Annotated in this window: 16 protein-coding genes; 11 read left to right on the top strand and 5 right to left on the bottom strand. The window is 33.3% G+C overall.

What is annotated here, in order from left to right; genetic code table 11:
• Positions 1-129: 129 nt before the first annotated feature.
• The 5 genes from ACHRWY_RS03695 to ACHRWY_RS03715 all read left to right on the top strand — a co-directional run bounded on the left by ACHRWY_RS03695 (position 130) and on the right by ACHRWY_RS03715 (position 9,918).
• Positions 130-1,224, top strand: coding sequence for an ATP-binding protein (locus ACHRWY_RS03695; protein ID WP_395352622.1), 1,095 nt, complete (start codon positions 130-132; stop codon positions 1,222-1,224).
• The gene (locus ACHRWY_RS03700; protein ID WP_395352624.1) at positions 1,217-1,894 is read left to right on the top strand and encodes a response regulator; all 678 of its coding nucleotides are present in this window, start codon (positions 1,217-1,219) and stop codon (positions 1,892-1,894) included. The genes ACHRWY_RS03695 and ACHRWY_RS03700 overlap by 8 nt, the downstream gene beginning before the upstream one ends.
• A gap of 95 nt (positions 1,895-1,989) precedes the next feature.
• On the top strand, positions 1,990-3,954 hold the full coding sequence (locus tag ACHRWY_RS03705) for a KUP/HAK/KT family potassium transporter (protein WP_395352626.1): 1,965 nt from the start codon (positions 1,990-1,992) through the stop codon (positions 3,952-3,954).
• Positions 3,955-4,943: 989 nt separating this feature from the next.
• Positions 4,944-8,276 carry a SusC/RagA family TonB-linked outer membrane protein gene (locus ACHRWY_RS03710; RefSeq protein WP_395352628.1) on the top strand — a complete coding sequence of 1,111 codons (3,333 nt, stop codon included), beginning with the start codon at positions 4,944-4,946 and terminating at the stop codon, positions 8,274-8,276.
• A 13-nt stretch (positions 8,277-8,289) separates the two neighbouring features.
• Positions 8,290-9,918 (top strand): SusD/RagB family nutrient-binding outer membrane lipoprotein, encoded by a 1,629-nt coding sequence (locus ACHRWY_RS03715; protein WP_395352630.1) that lies wholly within the window; start codon positions 8,290-8,292, stop codon positions 9,916-9,918.
• 183 nt (positions 9,919-10,101) lie between these two features.
• Here ACHRWY_RS03715 and ACHRWY_RS03720 read toward each other — a convergent pair whose 3' ends face one another.
• Positions 10,102-11,178: a zinc-binding dehydrogenase gene (locus tag ACHRWY_RS03720; protein ID WP_395352632.1), complete on the bottom strand. Its 1,077-nt coding sequence runs from the start codon at positions 11,176-11,178 to the stop codon at positions 10,102-10,104.
• Positions 11,179-11,481: 303 nt separating this feature from the next.
• Between ACHRWY_RS03720 and ACHRWY_RS03725 the strand changes: the two genes are divergently transcribed.
• The 4 genes from ACHRWY_RS03725 (at position 11,482) to ACHRWY_RS03740 (ending at position 16,660) form a co-directional block, all read left to right on the top strand.
• Positions 11,482-12,777, top strand: a complete 1,296-nt coding sequence (locus ACHRWY_RS03725; protein ID WP_395352634.1) for a DUF5690 family protein — start codon at positions 11,482-11,484, stop codon at positions 12,775-12,777.
• Between the two features lie 18 nt (positions 12,778-12,795).
• Positions 12,796-13,953 carry a TIGR03364 family FAD-dependent oxidoreductase gene (locus tag ACHRWY_RS03730; RefSeq protein WP_395352637.1) on the top strand — a complete coding sequence of 386 codons (1,158 nt, stop codon included), beginning with the start codon at positions 12,796-12,798 and terminating at the stop codon, positions 13,951-13,953.
• A 128-nt stretch (positions 13,954-14,081) separates the two neighbouring features.
• Entirely contained in the window at positions 14,082-14,762 is a 681-nt protein-coding gene (locus ACHRWY_RS03735; protein ID WP_395352639.1) for a phosphonatase-like hydrolase, read from the top strand.
• A gap of 215 nt (positions 14,763-14,977) precedes the next feature.
• Positions 14,978-16,660 carry a DUF4983 domain-containing protein gene (locus tag ACHRWY_RS03740; protein ID WP_395352641.1) on the top strand — a complete coding sequence of 561 codons (1,683 nt, stop codon included), beginning with the start codon at positions 14,978-14,980 and terminating at the stop codon, positions 16,658-16,660.
• Between the two features lie 63 nt (positions 16,661-16,723).
• On the opposite strand, the gene ACHRWY_RS03745 is transcribed toward ACHRWY_RS03740, so the two are convergent.
• Positions 16,724-17,308 (bottom strand): helix-turn-helix domain-containing protein, encoded by a 585-nt coding sequence (locus tag ACHRWY_RS03745; RefSeq protein ID WP_395352643.1) that lies wholly within the window; start codon positions 17,306-17,308, stop codon positions 16,724-16,726.
• A gap of 346 nt (positions 17,309-17,654) precedes the next feature.
• On the opposite strand from ACHRWY_RS03745, the gene ppk1 reads away from it, so the two are divergent.
• Positions 17,655-19,673, top strand: coding sequence for a polyphosphate kinase 1 (gene ppk1 / locus ACHRWY_RS03750; protein ID WP_395352645.1), 2,019 nt, complete (start codon positions 17,655-17,657; stop codon positions 19,671-19,673).
• A gap of 124 nt (positions 19,674-19,797) precedes the next feature.
• On the opposite strand, the gene ACHRWY_RS03755 is transcribed toward ppk1, so the two are convergent.
• Positions 19,798-20,613 carry a tyrosine-protein phosphatase gene (locus tag ACHRWY_RS03755; RefSeq protein ID WP_395352647.1) on the bottom strand — a complete coding sequence of 272 codons (816 nt, stop codon included), beginning with the start codon at positions 20,611-20,613 and terminating at the stop codon, positions 19,798-19,800.
• 27 nt (positions 20,614-20,640) lie between these two features.
• Positions 20,641-23,541: a TonB-dependent receptor gene (locus ACHRWY_RS03760; RefSeq protein WP_395352649.1), complete on the bottom strand. Its 2,901-nt coding sequence runs from the start codon at positions 23,539-23,541 to the stop codon at positions 20,641-20,643.
• A gap of 219 nt (positions 23,542-23,760) precedes the next feature.
• Here ACHRWY_RS03760 and ACHRWY_RS03765 point away from each other — a divergent pair, with 219 nt between their 5' ends.
• Complete coding sequence (locus tag ACHRWY_RS03765) at positions 23,761-24,975, top strand: helix-turn-helix domain-containing protein (protein WP_395352651.1); 1,215 nt, start codon at positions 23,761-23,763, stop codon at positions 24,973-24,975.
• Here ACHRWY_RS03765 and ACHRWY_RS03770 read toward each other — a convergent pair.
• Positions 24,953-25,543, bottom strand: coding sequence for a hypothetical protein (locus ACHRWY_RS03770; RefSeq protein WP_395352653.1), 591 nt, complete (start codon positions 25,541-25,543; stop codon positions 24,953-24,955). The two genes, ACHRWY_RS03765 and ACHRWY_RS03770, sit on opposite strands and share 23 nt — an antisense overlap.
• Positions 25,544-26,132: the final 589 nt, after the last annotated feature.

Below are 26,132 nucleotides of genomic sequence, written 5' to 3' on the forward strand. Positions count from 1 at the left end.
AAAAAGGAGTTAAATTTTCGAAATAACTAACAACTTAATATGTTAGCCAAAATTAAATACACATAAAAATTTTTATTCCAGAACGGTTTAATATTTAATTACTTTTGCTCAGGCCAACAATATTTTACTTTGAGAAGATTTACATTAAAAGTATACTCCATTCAAAAGCAATCCTTTATTAGTATTACATTAGTTTTACTAATTGCAACACTTTGTTTTTTATCTTCAAATTTGATCGATTATAGAATTACAGCATTAATTTTACTAATGACTGTTTCGGTTCTTGCAGTCTTATTTGATATTTTTCCGGTTTTAATAACGGCAATCTTAAGTGGTTTAATTTTGAATTTCTTTTTTATTAAGCCACTTTTTTCATTTGAAATTACCAACACCGAAGATGTACTGCTGTTTATGATGTATATTATTATTGCGTTAGTAAATGCAGTTTTAACTTTCAAAATACGGGATTCTGAAAACAAAGCCAGAGAAAAAGCCAGAGATATAGAAGAAAAAATAAAAACCATAAAACTCTACAATGTCTTATTGAATTCAATTTCACACGAATTACGGACACCAATTGCAACAATAATAGGAGCTATCGATCTATTAAAAGAAAAAGACAGTGCTATTTCTGAAAAAAATCAAGAAGTTTTATTAGACGAAATAGACAAAGCCAGTATCAGGCTAAATCAGCAGGTTGAAAACCTTTTAAATATGAGCCGATTAGACACTGGAATATTACAATTAAAAAAAGATTGGTGTGATACTAATGAATTGATAAATGGTGTTATTCAAAAATTATTACCATTATCCAATAATCAGATTTTAGTTTTTCAACCAAACGAAAATTTGCCTTTTTTTAAATTAGATACAGGCCTACTCGAAGAGATAATGCACAACATAATCTATAATGCACTACTTTACACTCCAAAAAATACAATTATTGAGATTGATACGAAATACGAGATTTCTAATTGTATTATTTCTGTCTCCGACAATGGTGGTGGTTTTCCTGAAAATGAGATAGAATTTATTTTTGATAAATTCTACAGACTGCAAAACAGTAAAAGCGGCGGAAGTGGATTGGGCCTGTCAATTGTAAAAGGATTTGTAGAAGCACACAACGGCACTATCGAATTGGAAAACAATATAAGTGGCGGAGCAAAATTTATAATAAAATTGCCTGTTGAAACTTCCTATTTAAAAAATTTAAAGAATGAATAAAGCCAAAATATTAATTATAGATGACGAAGCACCAATTAGAAAACTGCTCGAAATCACTTTAGAGAGTAACGACTATAAAGTTTGGCAGGCCGAAACAGGTAAAAGCGGTATCCTAATGGCAGTAAACCACCCGCCTGATTTAATTTTGCTGGATATTGGCTTACCAGATAAAAGTGGTCATGAGGTCTTAAAAGAATTGCGTACCTGGTACACCAAAGGGATTATTATTCTTTCTGTTCAAAATAGTGAACAAGATATTGTAAAAGCATTAGACAATCACGCAACTGATTATCTGGCAAAACCATTCAGAACAGCTGAATTATTGGCGAGAGTCAGATCTGTTATCCGACGCAATCAAAGGAATGAAGATAGTAATATTTCAAATTTTGGCGAATTGCAGATCGATTTAAGTGCACGAGTTGTAAAAAAAAGTAATGAAATTTTAAAACTCACAGCAACAGAATTCAATTTATTATCTCTTTTTATAAAAAATGAAGGACGGGTTTTAACACATCAATACCTTCTAAGAGAAATTTGGGGGATTGGGTATCAAACCGAGACACAATATTTACGTGTTTTTGTTGCAACATTACGCAAGAAAATTGAGGAAAACCCAAATCAGCCCAAACATATTGTTACGGAAAGCGGTGTTGGCTATCGCTTTAGTTAATCTTTATAAAATCTTTATATTTTAACGGTACTTCTTTATGTTTTACAGATACCATTTCGTCGAACTTTGCGCCATTAAATTTTTAACAAATTAAAATGGATATTTCAAAAAATGGAATTAAAAACAAAGTAACAATTGCTTCACTTTTAGTAGCGCTTGGAATAATATATGGAGATATTGGTACAAGTCCGTTATATGTTTTTAGAGCCATAATTGGTACACGAAATATAGATTTAACGTTAGTGTATGGAGGCGTTTCATGTGTATTCTGGACTTTAGTTTTTCAAACTACAATTAAATATATCTGGCTTACACTCCGAGCAGATAATCACGGTGAAGGAGGGATATTTTCTCTTTATGCACTCGTTAGGCGTTATGGCAAAAAACTAGTAATTCCAACTATTTTGGGAGCAACAACATTACTTGCTGATGGAATTATTACTCCGCCTATTTCCGTTTCATCAGCTATTGAAGGCTTAAGCATGGTCAAAGGATTAGAACATATTATTATTCCGGGAAATACTTTAACCATTGGAATTGTAGTGGCCATTATCTCACTTTTATTCTTTTTTCAGCGTTTTGGAACTCAGGTTATTGGTAAGGCATTTGGCCCTATTATGACACTTTGGTTTACAATGCTAATTGTTTTTGGAATTAACGAAATTTTAATCCATCCCGATATTATAAAAGCATTAAATCCCTATTATGCTTATAATTTATTAATTAATTATCCACATGGATTTTGGCTTTTGGGAGCCGTTTTTCTTTGCACAACAGGTGCTGAAGCATTATATTCAGATTTGGGACATTGTGGTATCAAAAACATTCGCATCACCTGGATTTATGTAAAAATAAGTTTAGTAACTGCCTACTTAGGGCAAGCCGCATGGTTAATGCATCAGGGAGAAGTACTGCTGAATGGCAGAAATCCATTTTTTGAAATTATTCCCAGATGGTTTCTTTTACCTAGTGTTATAATTGCTACAATGGCAACCATAATTGCATCACAAGCCTTAATAAGCGGAAGCTTTACTTTAATTAGCGAAGCAATGAATCTTAATTTTTGGCCCAGAGTTACGGTGAGCCAGCCTAGCGACAGCAAAGGTCAAATTTACATACCAAGTGTAAACACCATGCTTTGGTTTGGCTGTGTTTTAATGATGGTTTATTTCAAAGAAAGTGCTCACATGGAAGCGGCTTATGGATTTTCTATAACCATCACAATGATGATGACTTCCTTATTATTAAGCTATTTTATCTATTATCGATTAAAATGGAATAAAATGTATGTAATAGGATTTTTAGTTATTTTTGGAGCTATTGAAATATCATTTTTTATCGCCAATGTTGCTAAAATAAAAGAACGCTGGATGTTTTTATTTTTCGAATTATTTATTTTTATGGTAATGTATGTGTGGTATTATGCACGAAAAATTAATAATAGCTACACTAAATTTGTAGAACTGGGAAAATACAGTGAACAATTGACCGAATTAAGCCAGGATGATGTTATACCAAAATTTGCAACACATTTAATCTATCTGACTAAAGCTGACAGAAGACATGAAATAGAAGAAAAAATTATCAAATCAATTTTCGCAAAAAAACCAAAACGTGCTGATGTATATTGGTTTCTTCACATCAACAGAACCGAAGATCCATTTACTCTTTCTTATGATGTTTCGGAGTTGGTTGATGATAAAGTAATAAAAATAAATATCAATGTGGGTTTTAGAGTACAGCCAAGAGCCGAATTGTATTTCAAAAAAATTGTACAGGAATTAGTAGCAAGTAAAGAATTAAATTTACATATCCGTCCAGATGGTTCGACAAAATATAACAACGAACCTGATTTTAAATTTGTTGTAATCGAAAAATTTCTTTCAGTAGAAAATGAATTTGAATTACGTGACGGTTTCTTATTAAAAGGATATTTCTTTCTTAAAAAATTAGGGTTGAGTGATGAAAAAGCTTTCGGTTTAGATAAGAGCGATGTTCAGGTTGAGCAAATTCCGGTTGCATATAATAAAATTTGTAACATACAGTTAGAGCGAAAATAAAAAAAAACGAAACCATTGTGCCCTGCAAATTTGTAATAGTAGGATAGAAATTTACAATAAGGTTTGTGACAAAGAAGTATTAAACTCTGACCTTTTTGAAATAGTAGAATAGTATTTTTATACTTTTTCTAATTGGATGAAATAATCTGGAAAGAATATTAAATTAATATTTATAAAATTTTTCGAGATAAGATAATAAAGCATTATTTGAAAATTCTTTCAAATAATGCTTTACCTGTTTAATAGCATTAACTAAAATCAATGCCAATTGAATATTTATAAGCCTTTATTATAAAGTTTGTAATTGATACCGTGAAATATATTGTTTTCTAATTAATTACAGAACTTGGAATTATAGTTTTACCAACTATAATTTTACATCATTAATTTTTCGACATTATTCAATCTTTGTGCGTTATTATCCCAGTTTATCAATTTGAATCCGCAAAGGATGGAAATGCGATAGATGTTCTTAAAAATTTACCATCAGTAGCAGTAGATGGTAATGTAGCTAATAAGAACTGCTTGATCCAAATGAAATCTTTATTTCAAATACTTCCTCTATAATTACTATAAAATATTACTATTTGTAAACTTTTGCATATCTGCTTTTATATTCTATATTAATATTTTTCCAAAAAACTTAATGAATTAGGTCGTTTTCCCCCTCTCTTAACAATTTACTTACCTAAGATTAATAACGTGTTAAGAATTTCTTAAAACGCAAAAGTTTACTAATGGTAAAAATTAAATCATTTTTGCATGGATTAATTTACTAATACTAATAATTTAATTCAGGGTTGAAAAATAAGCATTAGAAAGCGGCGAGGGTTAGATTCATAAAATGCGCTTTTTAAATCTGTTTTGATAAAATTACTTCATCTTGATCAGGTGAAAATTTCATCCCTTGTTTCGCATTTTTTGTAAAAAATAAATTAATGCTAATACCCCGCTAAAAAAAAGAAAATGAATTTAAAAACAGAAAAAAAATGAGTTTAAAAAAAATAGGAAAAGGGTTATTGTTTTTTTTCGTATTTGGATGTAATACGCTGTTTGCTCAAACCCTATATAAGGGACGTGTAACAGATGAGTTAAAACAACCAGTACTAGAAGCAAGTGTACAAATTGTTGGTTCTAATACCCGCATTACTACTGACATAGATGGAAATTTCTCCATAAATGCAAAAAGTGGTCAATCACTTTTAGTTACATTTTTGGGATATAAGTCTCAAAAAGTTTTACTGGATAACCAGTCTGAATTAAATATTAGCATATCTCCTGAAGAGGAAGTATTATCTGAAGTAGTAGTAACTGCTTTAGGTGTTAAAAAAGAAGTAAAAAAACTAGGTTATTCTCAATCACAAATTAAAGGAGAAGATCTTACTTTAGGTCGTGATGCTAATCCTATAAACTCTTTATCCGGAAAAGTTGCGGGTTTGCAAATTGGTGCAAGTTCTGAGTTTTATGGCGCGCCAACAGTAGTGTTGCGTGGTAGCAAAGATGTTTTGTACGTTGTAGATGGTCAGCCTGTAAACTCAGATTCGTATAACTTTAATGCAGATGATGTTGAAACCTATACAGTACTTAAAGGCCCAAATGCTGCGGCATTGTATGGCTCAAGAGGAATTAACGGTGCGATTGTAATTACTACAAAGAAAGGTACAAAAGCAAGTGATGGCTGGCAGATAGATTATAACAGTACAACTGAATTGGATAAAGGATTTATTGTATTGCCACAAAGTCAGACGGAATATGGTCGAGGCAGTAATTATCAATATACTTATGGAAATGTGTTGTATGACAATAAACAGCGTTTACCGGAATGGGGACCTCGCTTTAATAGTGGTTTTGAAACGCAGCAATATGATAGCCCTTATGATCCGGTAACAGGTAATAGACAAAAAACACCCTGGCTGAATCGTGGTGCTGACAATTTTGACAAGTTCGTACAGAACGGTTATGTAAGCACTAACAGTATTAGCCTTGCAGCAAGCGGTGAGAAGTACAATCTTCGTGCTTCGTACGGGCATACCTACCAAAAAGGGATTTTTCCCAACACAAAATTAGATATAGATAATTTTAAAATTAATTTAGGATATAATATCAGCGAAAAATTACGAGTAGAGGCAGACCTGAATTTAAATTTGCAATATTCTCCAAATGTACCAGATGTACAATATAGCCCTAACAGTTATGTGTATATGTTTAAGGTTTATGGTTCTGCTGATTTTGATATTAATGATTTAAAAGATTACTACAAAGGACCGCAAGGTGTTCCGGGACTGACTCAATATGCACCAGAATACGGAAGGCTGAACAATGCCTGGTTTATGGCTAACGAATGGCTAAAGGGAAGAACAAAAACAGATGTTTATGGCTCTTTAAAAGCTATTTATAAATTCAATAATGATTTTGATTTGTCATTGAGACAATCTATAAATACTTACAATCAGCTTAATACAGAAGACGTTCCGGCTTCGGCCAATTTAAATTTGTATTTGCCATGGTATAGTTTTGGCTGGTACGGGGATTACAGAAGAGATCAAAGAAATTTATTAGAGAACAACACCGATTTAATTTTAAATTACAAACATAAATTTGGTAATTGGGATTTTAGTGCTTTAGTTGGAGCTAACCAGCGTTCTTTTACTTATGATTCTACATGGGAAACAACTCAGGGTTTATCACTTCCCGGAGTTTATAATATGAACAATTCAGCAGCTAAACCGTATAGTTATAATTTTGGTTCTAAAATGCAGGTGTATAGTGGTTTTTATTCGTTTGATATTGGATATAAAAATTATTTCAATATTAATACCACTAATCGTGTAGATAATCTATCGACTTTACCAAAGGGAAATAACACCTATTTTTACCCTTCAGTAGCAATAAGTTCTGCGATTTCAGACTATGTTAAATTGCCAGAGGCTATTTCATTCTTAAAAATACGAGCTTCGTATGCTGATGTAAAAGGAGGTTTGACGGCTACAACAATTGGTACTTCTTATAATGCGTTAAATTCTACAGCATTAGGAACAGGCTGGAATAGCAAGCCTGTATTTGGTTTACTGGGTTACGGAACAGAAAATTATACACCATACAACGGACCAACCTATGTAAATGAATCGCCAGTTGCTTCAGGTACTTTTTATAACGGAACACCCTCAATCACGTTATCAAACACTATTGCTAACGAAAATATAAAACCTTTTAACGTAGAGTCAATTGAAACAGGCTTCGATGTCAAATTTTTCTCGAACAGACTAGGTTTAAATGCTACTTTTTTTACAACAACTAATGGTCCCAACATTTTTCAGTTACCAGTTTCAACGGCAACCACATCAAACAATCAGTTGATTAATGGAGTTACAACACTTAAAAGAGGTGTTGAACTTGAATTAATGGGATCAGTATTGAGAAATCCGGCAGGTTTAAATTGGGATGTGAATTTAAATTATTCTTCTTATAAAGAAACACTTAAAGAAATTTATGGAGATCAGCAGTACTTACAGCAAAACGGCCACAATTTTGTAGTTGGGGACAGACTTGACGCTATTTACGGAACCAAATTCGTAAGAGACGGAAGCGGTAATATTGTAAACGGAAGCGGTGGATTGCCTTTACAATCGCCTGGAGGTATTGCAAATAACGGTTTTTTAGGACATGCAAATCCAGACTTTTCTTTTGGTATAACGAATACTTTTAAATATAAAGGTTATAGTTTAAGTTTTCAATTTGATGGTCGTATAGGTGGTAAAATGTATGATTTTGTTTATTACCATGCTATGAATGGCGGTACAGATCTGGAAACTGCTACGGGAGATTTCGGTGCAGCCCGTTTAGCTGAATGGAACAGTACTGCAAATGGTACAAAAGCAGCAACACCTTCCTATATTGGTCCCGGAGTTAAAATTATATCAGGTACACCTCATTTTAGCAATGGACAAATTGATAATTTAAATGATTTAACTTTTGCTAAAAATGATTTACCAGTATCGGTACAAAGTTATATCTCTAGTGGTATTGGTGCCAACGCAGATGAATATTACATGATTAGCCGTTCTTATGCAAAACTTAGAGAAGTTTCTTTTGGATATAGCTTGCCGGCAAAATTTTTAGCCCGTTCCTTCATTAAAAAAGCAACATTTTCATTGGTAGGTCGAAATTTACTGTATTTCGCAGCGCGTAAGGATATTGATTTGGATCAATACGCATCAGGTTATAATGCTTCTGACAGAGCTTTGGTTGGAGGTAGTGCAGGAAGCGATCTTTCTAGTCCAACTGTTCGTCGTTATGGTTTCAATATTAATTTAACTTTTTAATCTTTCTATTTCCATGAAATTAAGAAATATAATTTTCAGCTTATTAAGCATCAGTTGTTTAGGTTTTTTCTCTTGCCAGGAAGGTGATTTGATTGATAACCCTAACGTAGCAAATGCAGATGCAATTATTCCCAGAACCTTGCTATTAAACCATTTAACAGCGACACTGATCCGTACTGATGAGCAACCGTGGGCTTTGTCTGCTGGTGGTGCACAGTATAATATATCTAATTATCAATATTATAGATTTAATAATAACTATAATTATGGTAATACCAGCGATAGTTATGATATTCTAAAATACGCTTTAAGCTTAGAGACGCAAGCTGTTAAACAATCGGGTAATAATACCAATGTTTATTTTGCATTATCGCAATTCTTTAAAGCGTATTCAGGTATTTGGTTGTCACAAAGAGTGGGAGATATTCCATTTTCGCAAGCAGGGGATTCAAAGAACTTAACACCGGCTTATGATAATCAAAAAGATGTTTATAAAAGTGCTTTGGGTATGCTTGATAATGCCAATACCCTTATAAAAAACTTAATTGCAGCTACGCCAACACTGGCTTCTCAAAAAGTAGATGCGGGCGGTGATATTTTCAATTTTACATACCTGCAATGGCAAAAACTGATTAATACCTACACTTTACGTGTTTTGGTAAGCCTAAGTAAAAGAGCGCAAGATAATGCCGATTTACAAGTAGCTCAAAAGTTTGCCAATATCATTAGCAACCCGGCACAATATCCAATAATGGAAGGAAACAGTGATAATATGGTATATGTTTATAATGCCGTAAACCGATATCCTGTTTATTCTTTGCAATTAAATGCTTATAATAATTTTTCAAATCCTGGTGGCACGTATTTAAATATAGGATCACAAACAAAAGATCCAAGGATTTTTGTTACTTCTACTCCGGCGCCAGCAGAAATATCGGCTGGAAAAGCTGTAAGCGATTTTTCTGCTTTTATAGGTTCTGATCCCAATTTATCGCAGGCAGTTTTACTTAATAATTCCGATAGCGGTATGTACTCTTTTGCGAACTATAACCGTTATTATGTTTCTCAAACCGGAGCAAATGCAGAGCCTTTTATATTTATAGGTTACTCGGAGATGTGTTTTAATATTGCTGAAGCAATTAACAGAGGCTGGATAACAGGCCAAAATGCTAAAGATTGGTACCTGAAAGGAATTAACGCTTCGCTGGCAACTTACGGTTTAAGTGAAGGTCAAACTGTTAGCATCAATTTTCCAATTAGTTCTTCGAATGTTAAGGTTAATCCTAAAGGACTTAAACAAGGAGATGTTTGGGGAACTGCTACAGTGAATATTGCTCAGTTTTTAACCAATGTTGCTTATGCAGGTGATAATGCAACAGGTTTAAATCAGATCTTAACGCAGAAATATATGGCTATGTTTAACAATTCCGGATGGGAAGCTTTTTATAACTACCGTCGTACAGGAATTCCGGCATTGCTGAGCGGAGGTACAGGAATTGGAACTGCAAATGGCATTTTGCCGCGCAGATGGATGTATATGGCGACAGAATCTGCATACAATCCACAAAACTATCAAAAAGCAATACGAGATCAATTTGGAGGAGCAGATGATCCGTTAAAAGATGCCTGGTTAACCAAATAATTAAAAAAGAGAAGACCAAAAGTGCTTCTCTTTTTTATTGAAATCTGAAATTTAATTAAGGTATTAAATTTCAGATTTCAATAAAAAATCCAGAATCTAAATTGATTCTGGATTTTTCTTTTATCCTAAAGTGACAAGATATTTGAAATTTTGAATTTCAAAAAAAAAAATAGGATTTCAAATTTACTGTCTAATTCCAACTCTATAATGTTTTCCTGATTGGGCAGATTCAAAAGCTTCAGGAAGTTCATCTAAAAGAAACTCTTTCCCAACGAGTTCTTCAAAAGGATATTTAGAATGATTTTTGGCAATAAAATCAACAGCAAAACCAAGATCATTTGGAGTGTAATTGTGAAGTCCTTTTATCGTGATAAGATTTCGAACGATCATCTCGGCATTTATTTTTGTAGCAGGCTGATTAAAAACAGCTCCTATCCAGACTGCTGTACCTCCAATGTTAAGAATTTCAATTCCCAGCTCCATTACAGCAGGTATTCCGGTTGTATCGATAACAACATCGATTTTTTCATTTGGATAAAGTTTTCGAATTTCATCAGGCGACAAATTTGCATCAACTAACTTATTAGCGCCAAATTTTTTAGCATACACCAGGCGTTCCGGATTGATATCCATAGCAAATACATTTTTGGCACCGCTTTCTCTGGCCATTGCACAAGCTGAAAGTCCCAGCATACCACTTCCGGTAATCATGACATTTTTATTTTCAAGATAACCCGCTACGCGTACAGCTCCCGCAATTGTGGCATGTGTACAATTTATTGGGGCTGCTTGTTTATAACTTAAAAAATCAGGTAATTTGAAAATTGCAGTTCCCTTTTTTAGTACACAATGAGTAGCAAATCCACCATTTAATCCATCGTTGGGCTTAAATTGGTGATGCCCGTATTTATAGAGGCCTTCGGATTTTTGAGGTATTCCTTTTTTAGCCATTTCACTACTTTTATCAAAAGCATATACGCACCAGGTAACCAGATCTCCAATACTCAACAGATGACCATTAAAATCACGGGTTATTTTTTCTCCTTTATCCAGAATTTCTCCAATTATCTCATGTCCTAAAACACAGGGACAAGGAGTGGATCTTTTTCCTGTAAAGGTATGAACGTCGCTGGTACATATAGTGGTATAAAGGATGCGAACCAATACTTCATTACTATCTATTCCGTTTAAAATTACTTCTTGGTTTTTGAATGGTTGACCTACTTCTGAAAAAACCATTGCAGTTGCTTTTATTGTCATTATTTTTTAATTTGTTTACTATTTGTAATATTTTGTTTTAAAAAATGCTCTTAGTGAAAAATGTTTTTGAATATTTATCTATTTTACTTTTAAAACCCGAGTTCTTTCTTGGTTTAAATTGAATGTAGAATCGATAAAGTATTGTTATATATAGGTTTTACTATAAGTTTCAAAATTACCATCTTTTTTATTTTTACGAAATAATATTTACTATTTGTAAACTTTATTAACTATTATTTTACATTTAGATAATATTTATATTTGATTAGAGGCTTACTTTTGCTAAAACTTAATAATATTAGCATGTTTCAAGAAAGTAAAAAATTTACAAATAGTAAAAAAATATCTACCTTTGCAATTGTGGTTTCAGTGTTTGTATGTTACACTGGGATGTATGCGGTACGCAAATCATTTTTGGCAGGTCAATATCTTTCACTTGCTTTCGGCTATGGGTTAGATGCTAAAACAGTACTAGTAATAAGTCAGGTTTTGGGCTATATGGTTTCAAAATTTATAGGAATAAAAATTATTTCTGAAATGCCGAGGTCTAAAAGAGCAAAATGGCTGATTGCCTTTATTTCTTTTGGTTTGTTAATGCTGGGGTTGTTTGCTATTGTTCCAGGAAAGTGGAAAATACTGGCATTGTTTTTAAATGGCCTGCCTTTAGGGATGGTCTTTGGGATTGTCTTTTCTTATATCGAAGGAAGAAAAAATACAGAAATGTTAGCCGCATCCTTAAGTGCCACATTTATATTTTCAACCGGACTGGTAAAAACGGTGGGATTGCTGCTGATGAGAGATTTTAATGCAAACGAATATACGATGCCATTTTATACAGGATTATTGTTTTTTCCTTTATTCCTTTTGTCAGTATGGATTCTTAACAAAAATCAAGACCCGGATGAAAACGACATCAAAGCAAGGGCCGAGAGAGTGCCTATGTATAGTAAAGAGCGCAAAGATTTTATAAGAGATAATGGAGTAGGTTATTTTGCTTTAGTTGGTATTTATGTTCTCTTGACAGTGGTTAGGGATTTTCGGGACAATTTTATGGTTGAATTTTGGGCAGAAAAAGGATATTCAGGTTCTCCACAAATTGTAACTCTTACAGAAATTCCGGTAGCTGTAATTGTTTTGGCAATAGCAGCAGCAGGTGTGCTGATAAAAAATAATAAAAAGGCATTTAGTGTAGGGATGTATCTTACCGCTGCCGGAGCAGTTGTTATTATGCTTTTTACCTTTTTGTTTAATGCAGGACTTATATCTCCTGTAATTTGGATGATCACAACCGGAATAGGAGTCTATCTGCCTTACATACTATTTCATTGTCTTGTGTTTGAAAGATTAGTCGCCGTTATGAAGTTTAGAGGAAATGTTGGTTTCCTATTTTATATCGCCGACGCCATGGGATATCTGGGCAGTGTTGTTGTGCTTTTGCTTAAAGAAGTAATAGGATTTAAACAAACGTGGAGTCATTTTTTTATATGGCTAAATCTGGAATCGGCTGCATTACTATTACTACTCGCGATAGGCTCTTTATATTATTTTAACAAGCGTGTTCATGAAAAAAGCAAGAAACAAATAGTTGCTTTTCCCTAAATATAAAAGATAAATTGAATGGATAAAAAATATGATTTGATAGTTATTGGAGGAGGTGCATTAGGAACTTTTCATGCCTATCACGCCTTACAAAAAGGAATGTCAGTTGTTGTTTTAGAGAAAAACAGTAAACCAGAAGGCGCTACTGTTAGAAATTTTGGTCAGGTTGTACCGTCAGGAATGGACAGAAAATGGCAAAATTTCGGAAAAGAAAGTTTAAAGATTTACAAAGATATTCAGTCGCAGTTTGATATCAGCATTCGTCAAAACGGAACTATTTATTTGGCTTCAAACGAAGAAGAAATGCAATTGATAGAAGAACTGCATCAAATAAATATCTCAAATGACTATGAATCTAATTTGTTGAGTAAAGAGCAATGTCTGGCTAAATATCCCGGATTACGATCGGATTATTGTACTGGAGGATTATTTTTTCCGCAGGAAGTAACGGTTGAACCTTCAACGATGATTAATAAGTTACATCAATATATGACCGCAAATTTAGGTCTTGAGCTATTTATGAATACCACTGTTGTGCAAACTGAAAATAGAAATGATGGAGTAGTAGCAACCACTTCGGCGGGAGAAGAATATAAAGCTTCAAAAATCATTATTTGCAATGGAAGTGATTTCAAAATACTATATCCTGAAATTTACAACAACAGCGATTTGATTGTTTCTAAACTTCAGATGCTGCAAACCAAACCTCAGAATAACTATAGATTAGACGGCTCTATTTTGACAGGATTAACAATTAGAAGATATGAATCTTTTGAAGAATGTAAATCGTACAAAGCGATCAAAGAAAAAGAAAATCCGAATAGTTTTGAGAAAAGGTATGGTGTTCACATATTATTCAAACAAGCGCTGGATGGATCTGTAATTTTGGGAGATTCTCACGAATACGCGCCAGCAAAAGATATAGATTCTCTGGGATTTGATTTGAATATGGATATTGACAATTTTATGATTGAGGAAGCCAAAAAAATCATTGATTTGCCAACGTACGAAATTCAAAACAGATGGTTCGGTCTGTATTCGCAATGCAAAACCAAAGATATTTTTGAATATACCGTTGATGAAAACATTCACATCATAACAGGAATAGGAGGAAAAGGAATGACAGGAAGCGCAGGATTTTCTAAACATAATATTGATAAAATTTTTAATACTTAACTATTAAAGATAGAGCTAGAGATTAAAGGATTAAAAAGATTAAACCATTAAGCGAGTAAGAAAAATGAAGTTCTGCTTCTTAATATAATTTAATCTCTTAATAGTGAAAAAAAATAAATACACACAAAATGAAAATTAATGAAATTGAAATGGTCGTTTTTGATATGGCCGGAACTACAATCAATGAACAAAATATAGTTTATAAAACGCTATATAAGTCTATAAACCATTTTGGTATTGAAGTTTCTCTTGAAACGGTACTTTCCTTAGGTGCTGGAAAAGAAAAGTATCAGGCAATAAAAGATATCTTAAATCACATTAATATTAATGATGATGCAAAAGCAAATGTAATATTTGAATATTTCAAAGAAATCCTTGATAAGGAATATTTCTCAGCCAAAGTTTTACCAATAGAAGGTGTCGAAAATGTGCTTCGAAACCTTAAAAAAGATGGTGTAAAAATAGTTTTAAATACAGGATACAGCGGTCATGTTGCCAATACGTTATTAGAAAAATTAAATTGGAAAAAAAACACGCACTACGATGCTTTAATAACTGCTGATGATGTAGCATTAGGGCGCCCTTTTCCGGATATGATACATAAAGCCATGCAATTGTTTTCAATTGAAGACGCCTCAAAAGTTTTAAAAGCCGGAGATTCTGCCATAGATATCGAAGAAGGTAAAAATGCGAAATGCGGTATTACAATTGGTGTTTTATCAGGGGCTCAAACCAGAGTCCAGCTGGAAAAAGCAAAACCGGATTACATTCTGGATTCTCTGGCTTCATTGTATAGCATTACAAACTAAACAGCCTTTTTTCAGCATATAGCCTTATAGAATTACTTATTTCAATCAAGGTCTTCACTTATTTAATATACATATTCTCATTGATTTATTCTTGAGTTATAATGTGTTTTAAAGTTTGTGGATAAGGAATTTATGTATCAAAAAAATAATTGCTTACAGCATTAAACAGCATTTTAAAAGTAAATTAATAGTAACCCATAAAACAATTCAAATCAATGAAAAAGATTTTTAGATTAAGTTACATTACAATTCTGACAAGCGTACTTTTAGTCGCTTCTTGTACTAATGATGCAATGCCTGCGAGCGATGAAAATTCAGCAAAAGCTGTTGAAAATTCGAAAACAGGCAAATCTGCATTAAACAATGGTACTAAAAAATTACTGATTATAGGCATCGACGGCTGTCGTGGCGATGTTTTGATGGGAGCAAATACACCAAATGTTCATGGTTTGCTTTCGAATGCTGTTTACAGTTTAGATGCTTTAACCGAAGCCCCAACATGGAGTGGCAATGGCTGGTCGACAATGCTAAGCGGTGTTACGCATTTAAAACATGGAGTAACAGACAATTCATTTTCAAGTCCAAATTTTGGAACTTACCCGAGCTTCCTAAAACGTCTTGAAATATATAATGAAGCATTAAGAACAATGTCAATTGTACATTGGGCTCCAATCAACACTTATATTGTGGACGGAATTGATGTTGAGAAAACTCTAACAACTGATTTAGCCGCAAAAAATGAAGTAGTTGCGGCATTAACAAACGACAATCCGGACGCTTTATTCCTGCATTTTGATGATGTAGATCACGCTGGACACAGCTACGGGTTTTCGATCAATGTACCGCAATATAAATCTTCTGTTGAAACTACAGATGGTTATATTGGCGAGATTTTAACGGCGCTAAAAAGCAGACCTAATTATGCAAATGAAGACTGGCTGGTTATTGTTGCACCAGATCATGGCGGAATTGTTACCGGTTCAGCAGGATCTCACGGAGGGTCATCTTATGAAGAGCGAAATATTTTTACCATCTTTAATAATAAAAATTTTACTTCGACTAAAATTGAAAAACCTGTTGATCCAACAACAAGTATTACAGGTAAATTCGCCAATTTTAATACGAATAGTATATATGCATCGACAACTAATGCATTGTATAATTTTGGAACTTCAAGTTTTACGGTTGAATGCAGGGTAAAAACTTCAGGTTACTCAGGCGACCCCTCTTTAGTTTCTAATAAAAACTGGTTAAGTGGTAAAAATCGTGGATTTGTGATTTGTGCTAACACCGGAGGAACATGGAAAGTAAATATTGGTGATACCCAAAATCGTGTAGACATTTCCGGAGGAACAATCAATGACGGAAAATGGCATCATTTAACATTAGTGGTGGATCGTACTGCTAAATTGGTGAAAACATATCAAGACGGAGCTTTTGTTGGACAAGCTGCTATTGTCAGCACATTTGGAAGTTTAACTTCTGGATTGCCTTTTGCAGTAGGACAAGACGGAACTTTGACTTACGGTGCAAACGTAAACGGAAATATTGCTGAAGTCCGCGTTTGGAATAAAGCCTTATCGGAAGCCTCCATTCTTAATTATACCTGTTCATCTGTTACAGCTTCTCATCCTGATTATTCCAATCTTATTGGGTATTGGAAAGGCGATAACGGATCAGGTAACAGCTTTACAGATTCGAGTTCAAAACAAGTTACCCTTACTTTTCCTGACACACCAACCTGGACAACAAGTACAGCGACCTTAAAGTGCGGAACTGCTAATGGAGTAGTACCTAAAATGGTAGATATTGCCTATTCATCACTGCAGTGGTTCGGCGTACCAATCAATTCAGGATGGTTATTGGATGGACGTTCTTGGATTCCTGCAGGAAACTAAACTATATTAGAATTTGTGTTTATTGTTTTTTTTGAAGGTTATCTCCATTTTGGAGGTAACCTTTTAAATATTACTTTCAGAATAAAAATAAAGGACAAGCATGATACAATTTTCCTGAGTTCTGTTTTCAGGTACATGAGGAAGCCTTCCGTTGAAACATAGTGAATCGCCTTCGTTTACAACTACTTCTGCATCATCAATAATATAAGTGACGCTTCCTTTTATAATATATTTGAACTCCCACGCATCAGTAATAACTTTTTCACGCTTACTATCTGGTTCCACTTCAAGAATTACAGCTTCAAAACCGATAGAATTAATACTTTTACTGAAGATATGGTAGTAATTAAAACCCTTTGTTTCTGATCGGTCTTCTTTTTCTATCTTCTGATAATCTTCTTTTTTTATGTGGATAAACTTGGCATTTCTGATGTTCTTAACTCCTTCAAAAAAATAAGTAACATCAGTATCTAAAGAGTGAATAAGTTCTATTAAAACAGGAAGAGAAGGGATAGTTCTGCCGTTTTCAATTCTTGAAATAAGTCCATTGCTCACTCCGGCTCTGCTGGCTACTTCATGAATGGTTAAGGCACTTTTCTTTCTAATTTCTTTTAACCTTTTTCCAATACCAATTAAAAAATCTTCCATAATATTACATTCACTTTAAAGGGTAAATATAATACAATTAGTATCAGGAATCTTTTTTATAATAAGAGGGAGAAAAAAAATTTATTTAAGCACTGCCAGAATTACTTGTTGTTTGTGAAGTCAGGGAAAACAATGATGTCTAATTATATTCAATTAGAGTTATAACAGCATCTATACATACGTTATGACAGGAATAAGGCACAGATTACGATATGTTATCCATACATTAAATTATAGTTAACTGCCTGTCTATATTGTATTTTAAGATAATTATTCCTGTAATTTACCAGTGTATTAATAAAATTACAAACCAATTATATTCTCTTAAAATCGTATCTTTTTAAACGTGCAAAACTATCTTATACCTTCGGAAATTTCGTGGCTTTCTTTTAATAACTGTATTTTGGATGAAGCTGATGATTTAAATAATTCTTTATACGAACGAATTAAGTTCTTAGCCATTCACTCGTCTAATCTGGATGAATTTTTCAGGGTTAAAATCAGAAAACTACTGATTAAAAATTCAAAAAAGAACAAAGATTTATTAGATAAAATTCTAACTGAAGTAAATCTCCAGCAAAATAGATTCGGAGCAATTTGGAACAGTTCAATACTACCGGAATTAGCATCTGATAATATTGTGTACTATGAAAATCAAGAGCTAATCGAAGAACATCTTCATGAGATCGAGTATTATTTTAAAAGTATTATTTTGTCTTATATTCAGGTGATTTATATTTCAGTAAACCAGCCTAAAACTTATTTTTTAAATAATCGCAGTTTGTATTTTTTGGTAAAATTAAAAGATAGTGCAGGGAACTATAACTATGCTTACCTGAATATTCCTTCGGATAAACTGGATCGATACAAACAATTGCAAAGTCAGGGAGATACGCATTATATTATTTCGATTGATACTATAATAAAGAATTGTTTGTCTTTTATATTTCCTTCCGGAAAAGTTGTTTCCTGTAATGCCATAAAATTAAACCGCGATGAAAATTATCTGATAGAAGATGAAAACTCAGGAGATTTGATAGCGAAGATTGAAGCGAAAATAGAAGAGCGTAAGCGTGGTTCCTCTACAAGATTTCTGTATGATTCTAATATGGATTCTGAAACGATTTCGCTATGTAAAAAAGCTTTCCGCCTGAAAAATAATGAAATGATAAAAGGAGGAAGCCATCATAATCTTTATGATTTGTTCAAGTTTCCAAATCCTGTTAAACCAAATCTTCAGGGAGCAAATTATCCGGGTCTCAAGCATCTGCCTTTTGAAAGCAGCAGGCCAATTTTCGAAATTATTGATAAACAAAATCAACTGCTGCAATTCCCTTATCAATCGTATTATTATGTACTTCAGTTTTTCAATCAGGCGGCCATTAACAGAAATGTTCTTGAGATAAAAATTACTTTATACCGAATTTCATCACAGTCGTTAATTGCAAATGCTTTGATAAGTGCCGCGAAAAATGGCAAAAAAGTAACTGTTTTTGTAGAAGTCAAAGCACGTTTTGATGAGTACAATAATTTATTCTGGTCCCGTGAAATGAAAAATGCAGGGATTAAAATCATTCAAAGCATGCCAAATTTAAAGGTTCATGCAAAAGTTGCAATGGTGACCATGAAAGATAAATACGGAAATAAAAAATACTATAATTATTTATCGACGGGAAATTTTAATGAAAGTACCGCAAATGTTTATTCTGATTTTGGTTTTTTCACTTCAGAAAAAAAATACACCGATGATTTAAAAAAAGTCTTCACATTTTTAAAAACCAGGAAAAAAGCAGGAGCACCAAAATATATTCTGGCAGCAGGCTTCAACATGAAAGAAAAGTTGACAGAATTAATAGATCACGAAATAGAAAATAAAAAAGCTGGCAGAGAAGCTGCTCTATTTTTTAAAGTAAATGGAGTTGATGAGAAAGATATTATTGATAAACTTATTGAAGCAAGCAGAGCAGGTGTTGACGTGACATTGATCGTACGTGGAATTTGTACCTTATTGCCCGGTATTAAGAATGTAAGTGAGAATATAAAAATTTACAGGATTGTAGATATGTTTTTAGAACATTCGAGGATTTACAAATTTGCCAATAATGGTCAGGAAAAAATCTACCTTTCATCTGCTGATATGTTAAACCGAAATTTAAACAGAAGAATAGAAGTGGCTTTTCCGTTGTATGATGAAAAATACATTGCGGAAATTAATACAATTATTCAGTTACAACTAGAAGATAATACAAAACGAAGAATCATAAATAGCGAAGGAAATAATGAATTGGATATTCTAAGTATAGACGAACCAAGACGTGCTCAGACCGAAATTTATAATTGGCTTGCTGAGCGCAATATGGAATAATGTTAGTAGAGATAAAAAAGATGTAATAATTCACAGTATTGAAATAGTCGGAATAATAAAGCCCTTGCAAATGCAAAGGCTTTATTATTATAAATTGTGTTTTATGCAGAAACAGATGCGTATTTTATTTCGTATATTTTTTTCTTAAGAGATTTATTTCCTTCGGTCCAATTCCCATTTCCTGCTGTAAAAAGTTTTCTACACTTCCGTATTGTGTTTTGATGCCTCCAAAAAACGAACGGATAAGTTCTGGTTTTAATGCCATTTCATTCTCAACCTGTGCTTCAGTTAAGCCGCTCATTTTTGCAAGCGGCGCCATCATTCCTTTATTCATTTTCTTAAGATAGATATTTGAGGCAACATAATCTTCTTCGATAGTTTTCTCAGGAACATTTAAAACATATAAAAATAATGCTGTTGCCATGCCGGTGCGATCTCGTCCGCCGGTGCAGTGATACATTACCGCTTCTTTTTTGTCTGCGGTTAATAGTTTTACAAATAATGGGCGGAATCTGTCACCGCTGTATTTTACAGCGTCTACACCATAAAATTTTTCAAGAAAACCTCCTTCTTTCAAAAGTGAAACCATTTGTGCCGGATTTGGAATACTATCGCTTCCTGCCGGACTTAAAGTGTAATCCGTATTTTGAGGCAGACGGTCCGGAGCAGCTTTCGATTCAGCTACACCTCTAAAATCAACAACGGTATGGATTTTCTTTTTATCTAAAAGTACCAGATCTTCATTTGTTAATTTATCAATTCCGGCACTTCTGAATACTTTTCCCCAAACAACCTCTTTTCCATCTGTAGTCTTGTATCCGCCTACATCTCTGAAATTTAATGCTCCTTTTACCGGAACCAGTCTTTTTATGCTGTCTGTAAGCTGTGCGTTTGCCAATGTTTGTACCAAAATGGCAGCGATAATTATTGTTTTTTTCATTTTTATTTTCAATTAATTTATTTGTTTTTAAAATATATCATAACGTATTCCTGCCTGACCCCGGCTTCCGTACCATTCCTGTGAAGTAATACGGCGTTTATCGTTCCCCATGTACATTTTAACCGGAGAATCACTTAAGTTGTTTAACTCTATAAATACCTTAAGTTTTTTGTTAATATTTACCGTTGCTGAAGCATCAATAGTAAAGTTAGAATCTGTCCGGATATAATAATCGGGGCCTAGCTGCTGATTAATAGTTTCTACTGATTTTCCGCGGTAATTGCCTGCAAGACGAACCATTACGCCGTTACGTTCGTAGAAAAGAATAGCGTTAAATAAGTTTTTAGATTGATTTGGCAAACTTGTTTTGTCATTATAAGTAGTAGTTCCATTAACGCGCGGTACCTCTGTATTTGAGTCTATAAAAGTGTAGTTAAATTCTACTCCAAAACCACTCCAGAAACCATTAAGAAAATCAAACCTTTTATTGATTCCGGCTTCAAATCCGAATAAAGAAGCTTTGTTTAAGTTTTTTGCCTGCGTAACTAAATAATCATTTCCGTCAATATGCTGCATACTTACATCAGTAAATACTACATCAGTAATGTTTTTATAAAATGCACCACCTGATAAAATTCCAACATTGTCAAAATAATATTCTCCCATTAAATCATAATTATTACTGAAAGTAGGCTTTAGATCAGGATTTCCTTGTGTAATTGTTAGAGGAGATGAGGTTGTATTTGTTGAACTTCCAGGTGTCATGTCTCCAAAATTGGGACGAACAAAAGTGCGTGTATAAGCAGCACGAAGATTTGATTTGTCACTTAACTTGTATTTTAAATGAAGCATTGGAAGAAACGAATTATAATTATTCTCCACCACAGACGGACTTAATGTAATTACAGCAGGAGTTCCTTGTGTAGTGGCTTTTGTTCCGTTCAAAGTCATAGAAGTATATTCGTTACGTAAACCTCCCACTATCTTTAGATGGTCTGTAGCATCAATTTCGGCCATTGCATAACCAGCGATTACATTTTCATCGCCAGTATAAAAAGAAGTTGCATTTGTTTTGGATGTAAAATCCAGAAACCCGTTAGCAGTTTGGAAAGACTGCCCGTACATGTTAAACAACTGATCTTTAGTCAATGGATTTACGATAAACTGGCTGAAATCACCATTCATGTTTCCGAAAAATTTACTTCCGCCAGGGAAATTGGTAGTCTGCAATGCTGAAAGCGGTACTAAGGCTGGAGAATTTGGAATTCCAACAGCTACTCCCGGCAGATAAACGAAATTCGATCCGTAAGTATTTGTTCTGTCTTTGTGACGGTATTTCGCCCCAAATTTTAAATTTACTTTAGAACTGGCTTCTACCTTTAAATTTACTTGTCCAATTTGATCTCTTTCGCTATTATTAAGCTGTGCAATTACCAATTGATTCAGTAATAACTTATCAGCGCTCATTACTTCGTTTGGATTTGTAAGACCGGTTTCAAAATGATCTACAGTACCGCCAACTCCGTTTGGAGAGTCAAACCCCCAATAACGTTTTCCATCGCTTGAAAGATCATTGAAACCTCCTGTTATCTTCTGACGGAAAGTAGCAATAGGGAGACCTTTGTTGCCAGAAGTTGGAGGAGTATCTAAATAATATTCTGATTTATGATTGCTGTAACTCCAGTCCAGTTTAAATTTTTCACTCATTTGATGTTCACCGCCCACTTCAAAACCATTTAAAGCAGTTTGATAATGAGAGTATCTGTAATTGTATTGAAAACGAGAATTGGTGTAATCAATATAAGATTCATAAACAGGACGTATATCATCGAATTTATTAGCCATTCCTCTAAAGAATATTTTATCAGATGCTGTAAGTTTATATTCTGCACCTACATTTAAACCTTTGGTTTCACGTTCTCCCATGTAGCGTTTAAAAAGCACGGTATTCAGCGATTTTTTTTGTTCTGCAACTGTAGCGCCGGTATTATAGGTAGCAGCAAATTCATCAGATCCCCATTGTCTGCTCCAGATTGCTCCTGAAACAATTACACCAAGTTTGTTATTAAAGAATCGGTCACCATAAGTTACGGACGCATTATAAGTACCGTTTTCGCTAAATGTGTTGTAACCTCCTGCGGCGCTGACATTCAAAACACGTTTTGATGGTGCTGTACGGGTAATAAAATTGATAGAACCGCCAATAGCATCTCCTTCCATATCAGGAGTGATAGCTTTTGCTACCTGCACATACTGAATCATTTCAGAAGGCACGGCATCCAGCACTGAAGAACGGTTACCCATAACATTTGAACTAGGAAGACGATTTCCGTTAAATAGAGTAGAAGTCCACGCAAAGGGAGTTCCTCTCACAGTCGCCTGATCAGCTTCACCATGATAACGTGCAACTGCAACACCCTGCATACGCTGTACAGCTTCTGCAGCGTTACGGTCTGGTAATTTACCAATTGCATCTGCAGCCATGACATCCATAATGGCAAGTGAGTTTTTCTTGATGCTGTAAGCTTTAGCCTGAGATGGTGCCATTGTACCTTTTACTACTATTTCTTTAAGAGAACTGGAACCATCAGGCGACATTTGAATTAAGCCAAGATCATTTATTCCCTTTACGAGATTTACTGTTATAGATTTTGTTTCAAAGCCTATGTAGCTAATCTCAATAACAGCTTCTCCTTCAGCCGGTGCTGTAATTGTAAAAGCACCTTGTAAATCTGAAATGGTTGAATTATTAAAAGTTTTTCCGGCAATGTTAGCTGTTGGGAGCGTTCCTGCATCGCTGGTAACAATTCCTTTTATCGTCTGCGCATAACTCGATATAGAGCAAACTGTGAATACGGCTGTGAAAAGTATTTTTTTAAATATCTTTTCCTGCTTAAACAAAGATTTTAAAATAATTTTAGGTGTCATGTTTTATAGTTTTTTTGCAAAGATTGCTTTGATTTAAACTATGAAACGACTTTGTCGAACCAGAACTACTTTTACGAAGTGCCAATCTTTTTAATTGTGACTAGTGGTTTGATTTACAATGTTTTAATTGTTGTTATTAAATTGTTATGAATCAATTGTTTTGCATTTATTAAACATTAAATTAACAGACTCATGGTACTTTAGCACAAAGATTTTAAGATGAAATATATTATTGCAATTGGAATATTTCAGGCGGTATTAGCCGTAGTATTACTTTTAAGGAGCAGGTATCGAAAAAATGCAGATGATTTACTAATTTCCTTAGTGGTATGTATTGGACTGCACCTCTCTATTAAGTTTTTCATTTTTACTTTTGTTGAGGATCAGCAGGTACTTAATATGCTGAATACTTTTATCGGCTTTTGTTACATACCATTATTGTATTTATACACTTTAAAAACGATTCGTCCTGAATTTGTCAGTGCTTCAAAATGGTACATTTTTATTCCGTTTATAATTGGGGCGATAGGTTATTTTTCTACAGTTTGTGTCTTATCAGTTACATCGCCAAATGCCTATTTAGTTTTATACTGGTATAATACGATTAGTCTTTACACACTGCTTCCTCTGGATATCATTTTTTCCTCTGGCATAATTTATCTGGCAATACATAAATTACCAAGAAACAGTCAGGAGAAAAAATTAATTGTGCAGCTTGCATCACTTTTTTTATGTATTGGAATATTAGGCGTCTTGTTTACAGTATTCAGGCCGTTCACTTTTTCCTTAAATTATCTAAGCCGATCTATAATTTATACACTGCTTATTGTTATTACGATTAAAATAATCACCTATAAATACGGAGCTGTTAGTGATTCTGGTTCAATTGCTCTAAATAATGAGATTTTTTCATCTGTAGTTGGCTATAATGGCCCTTCAGAAATTAGTGATGAAATGAATTCAGGTGCTGCAAATAATTATATACCCGATTCTATTATTGAAAATACCTTAATCAAAGAAAAAGAAACATTGCAGCCTCAAAAGCGAAAAGAAATTTTAAGTCAAAGTGAAATGTTTAAAATATTGCTAAAGCTTGAAAAAGCTATGGAAAAGGAGCAGTATTTTAGGGAAAACGAATTAACGCTCGATAAACTGGCAAAACTTACCAGTCTTAATAAATATCACATAAGTGAAACATTAAACCATTTCGTTAATAAACCATTCTACACTTTTATTAATGAGTACAGGATAGAATATGTAAAGCAGAAATTAAAGAGTTTATGTGAAAAGAATGGCAGTATTACTATTCTTGACCTGGCTTATGAATCTGGTTTTAATTCAAAATCATCATTTAACAGGTATTTTAAAGAAATTACTACTTATACACCTAGAGAATATATTAATCTAATTTCTACACCTGTATTAGTTTCGTAACAGGATTCGATTGTTTTCTAAATTTATTTTGAACTCTAATTTTTTTGATTTGATGTAGACATTCATTAACGAGATTTTTTATTTCAAAGTAGGGAACATTATGAATTGAAGTAATAGAATTTTTTACCATTTCTATGTAATTTCCAGCGTCAATCAAATCTGTTTCGAGATTTTTTAGAATATTGCTTTCAATATTTTTATTTTTCTTGTAGTAGTAAATACAATTATGAAGATCCTCAATCTGGCCTTTTAAATCAAATACGGCATTTTTTGAAATAGCACGTCTGTAATAATTTGAAAACTCTAATGGATTATTTTCGATCAATTTATCAAGATCTTCAATTGCCTGAGAATGTTTATTTAATTTCTGAAGACACTTTGCTCTTAATCTAAAAACTTTTAAATCGGAACCAGAATTTATTGAATTATCAAAGTATGATAAGGCCTCACCAAATCTATTTGATAAATAGAGGTCTTTTCCTTTTTTTAAATTGACTAATTCCTGTTTGGGATTTGATTCAAAAAAGACATCCTTACATTTTATTATAAAGCGACTAAACCATTTCATACACTAAAAATTTTAGGCGGTTAGAATTTTGTTTATGAAATTAAAAGGAATTAAGGGGACTTAAAAGTAGTTATATTTTTTAATTTATGATCTTTTGAATAGAATTAAATTTACATTTTATTGACAATTAATATGTTAAAAAGAACTTTGTATATTCGAATCGAATTAAGTCAGGAATAATTGCAGATATATAACACACTACATTTAGGAACTTGTAGGTTCGAAAATCGATTTAATTACAATGAATATAAGTAGATTCTAAAATCCCGGTTATAAACAGGGCAACTATGTTTAAATCATTCTGTAAATTGGCGGGCTAACTTTTAAATTACTTATTCTGACAGATGCGACAGAACCGATACAATTAAAAAGTTAATTGCCAAATATTCCTGCCAATCAGTTCCAATCCAAATCAAGAAAATTCTACGATCTGCCAGCTAATCAAACTATAACATAAAGTAAGTCTGATAAAGTCTTCGTTGTTGAAAAAGCTATAAACTCCAGTTTAAAGATCTTAAACAGATTGATGATTTATTATAGTAAATAGATTGTTAATATTAATGTAAGGTAATTTTAAATATACCATAAC

This window comes from Flavobacterium sp. FlaQc-48 (assembly GCF_044007335.1).
Lineage (GTDB): Bacteria > Bacteroidota > Bacteroidia > Flavobacteriales > Flavobacteriaceae > Flavobacterium.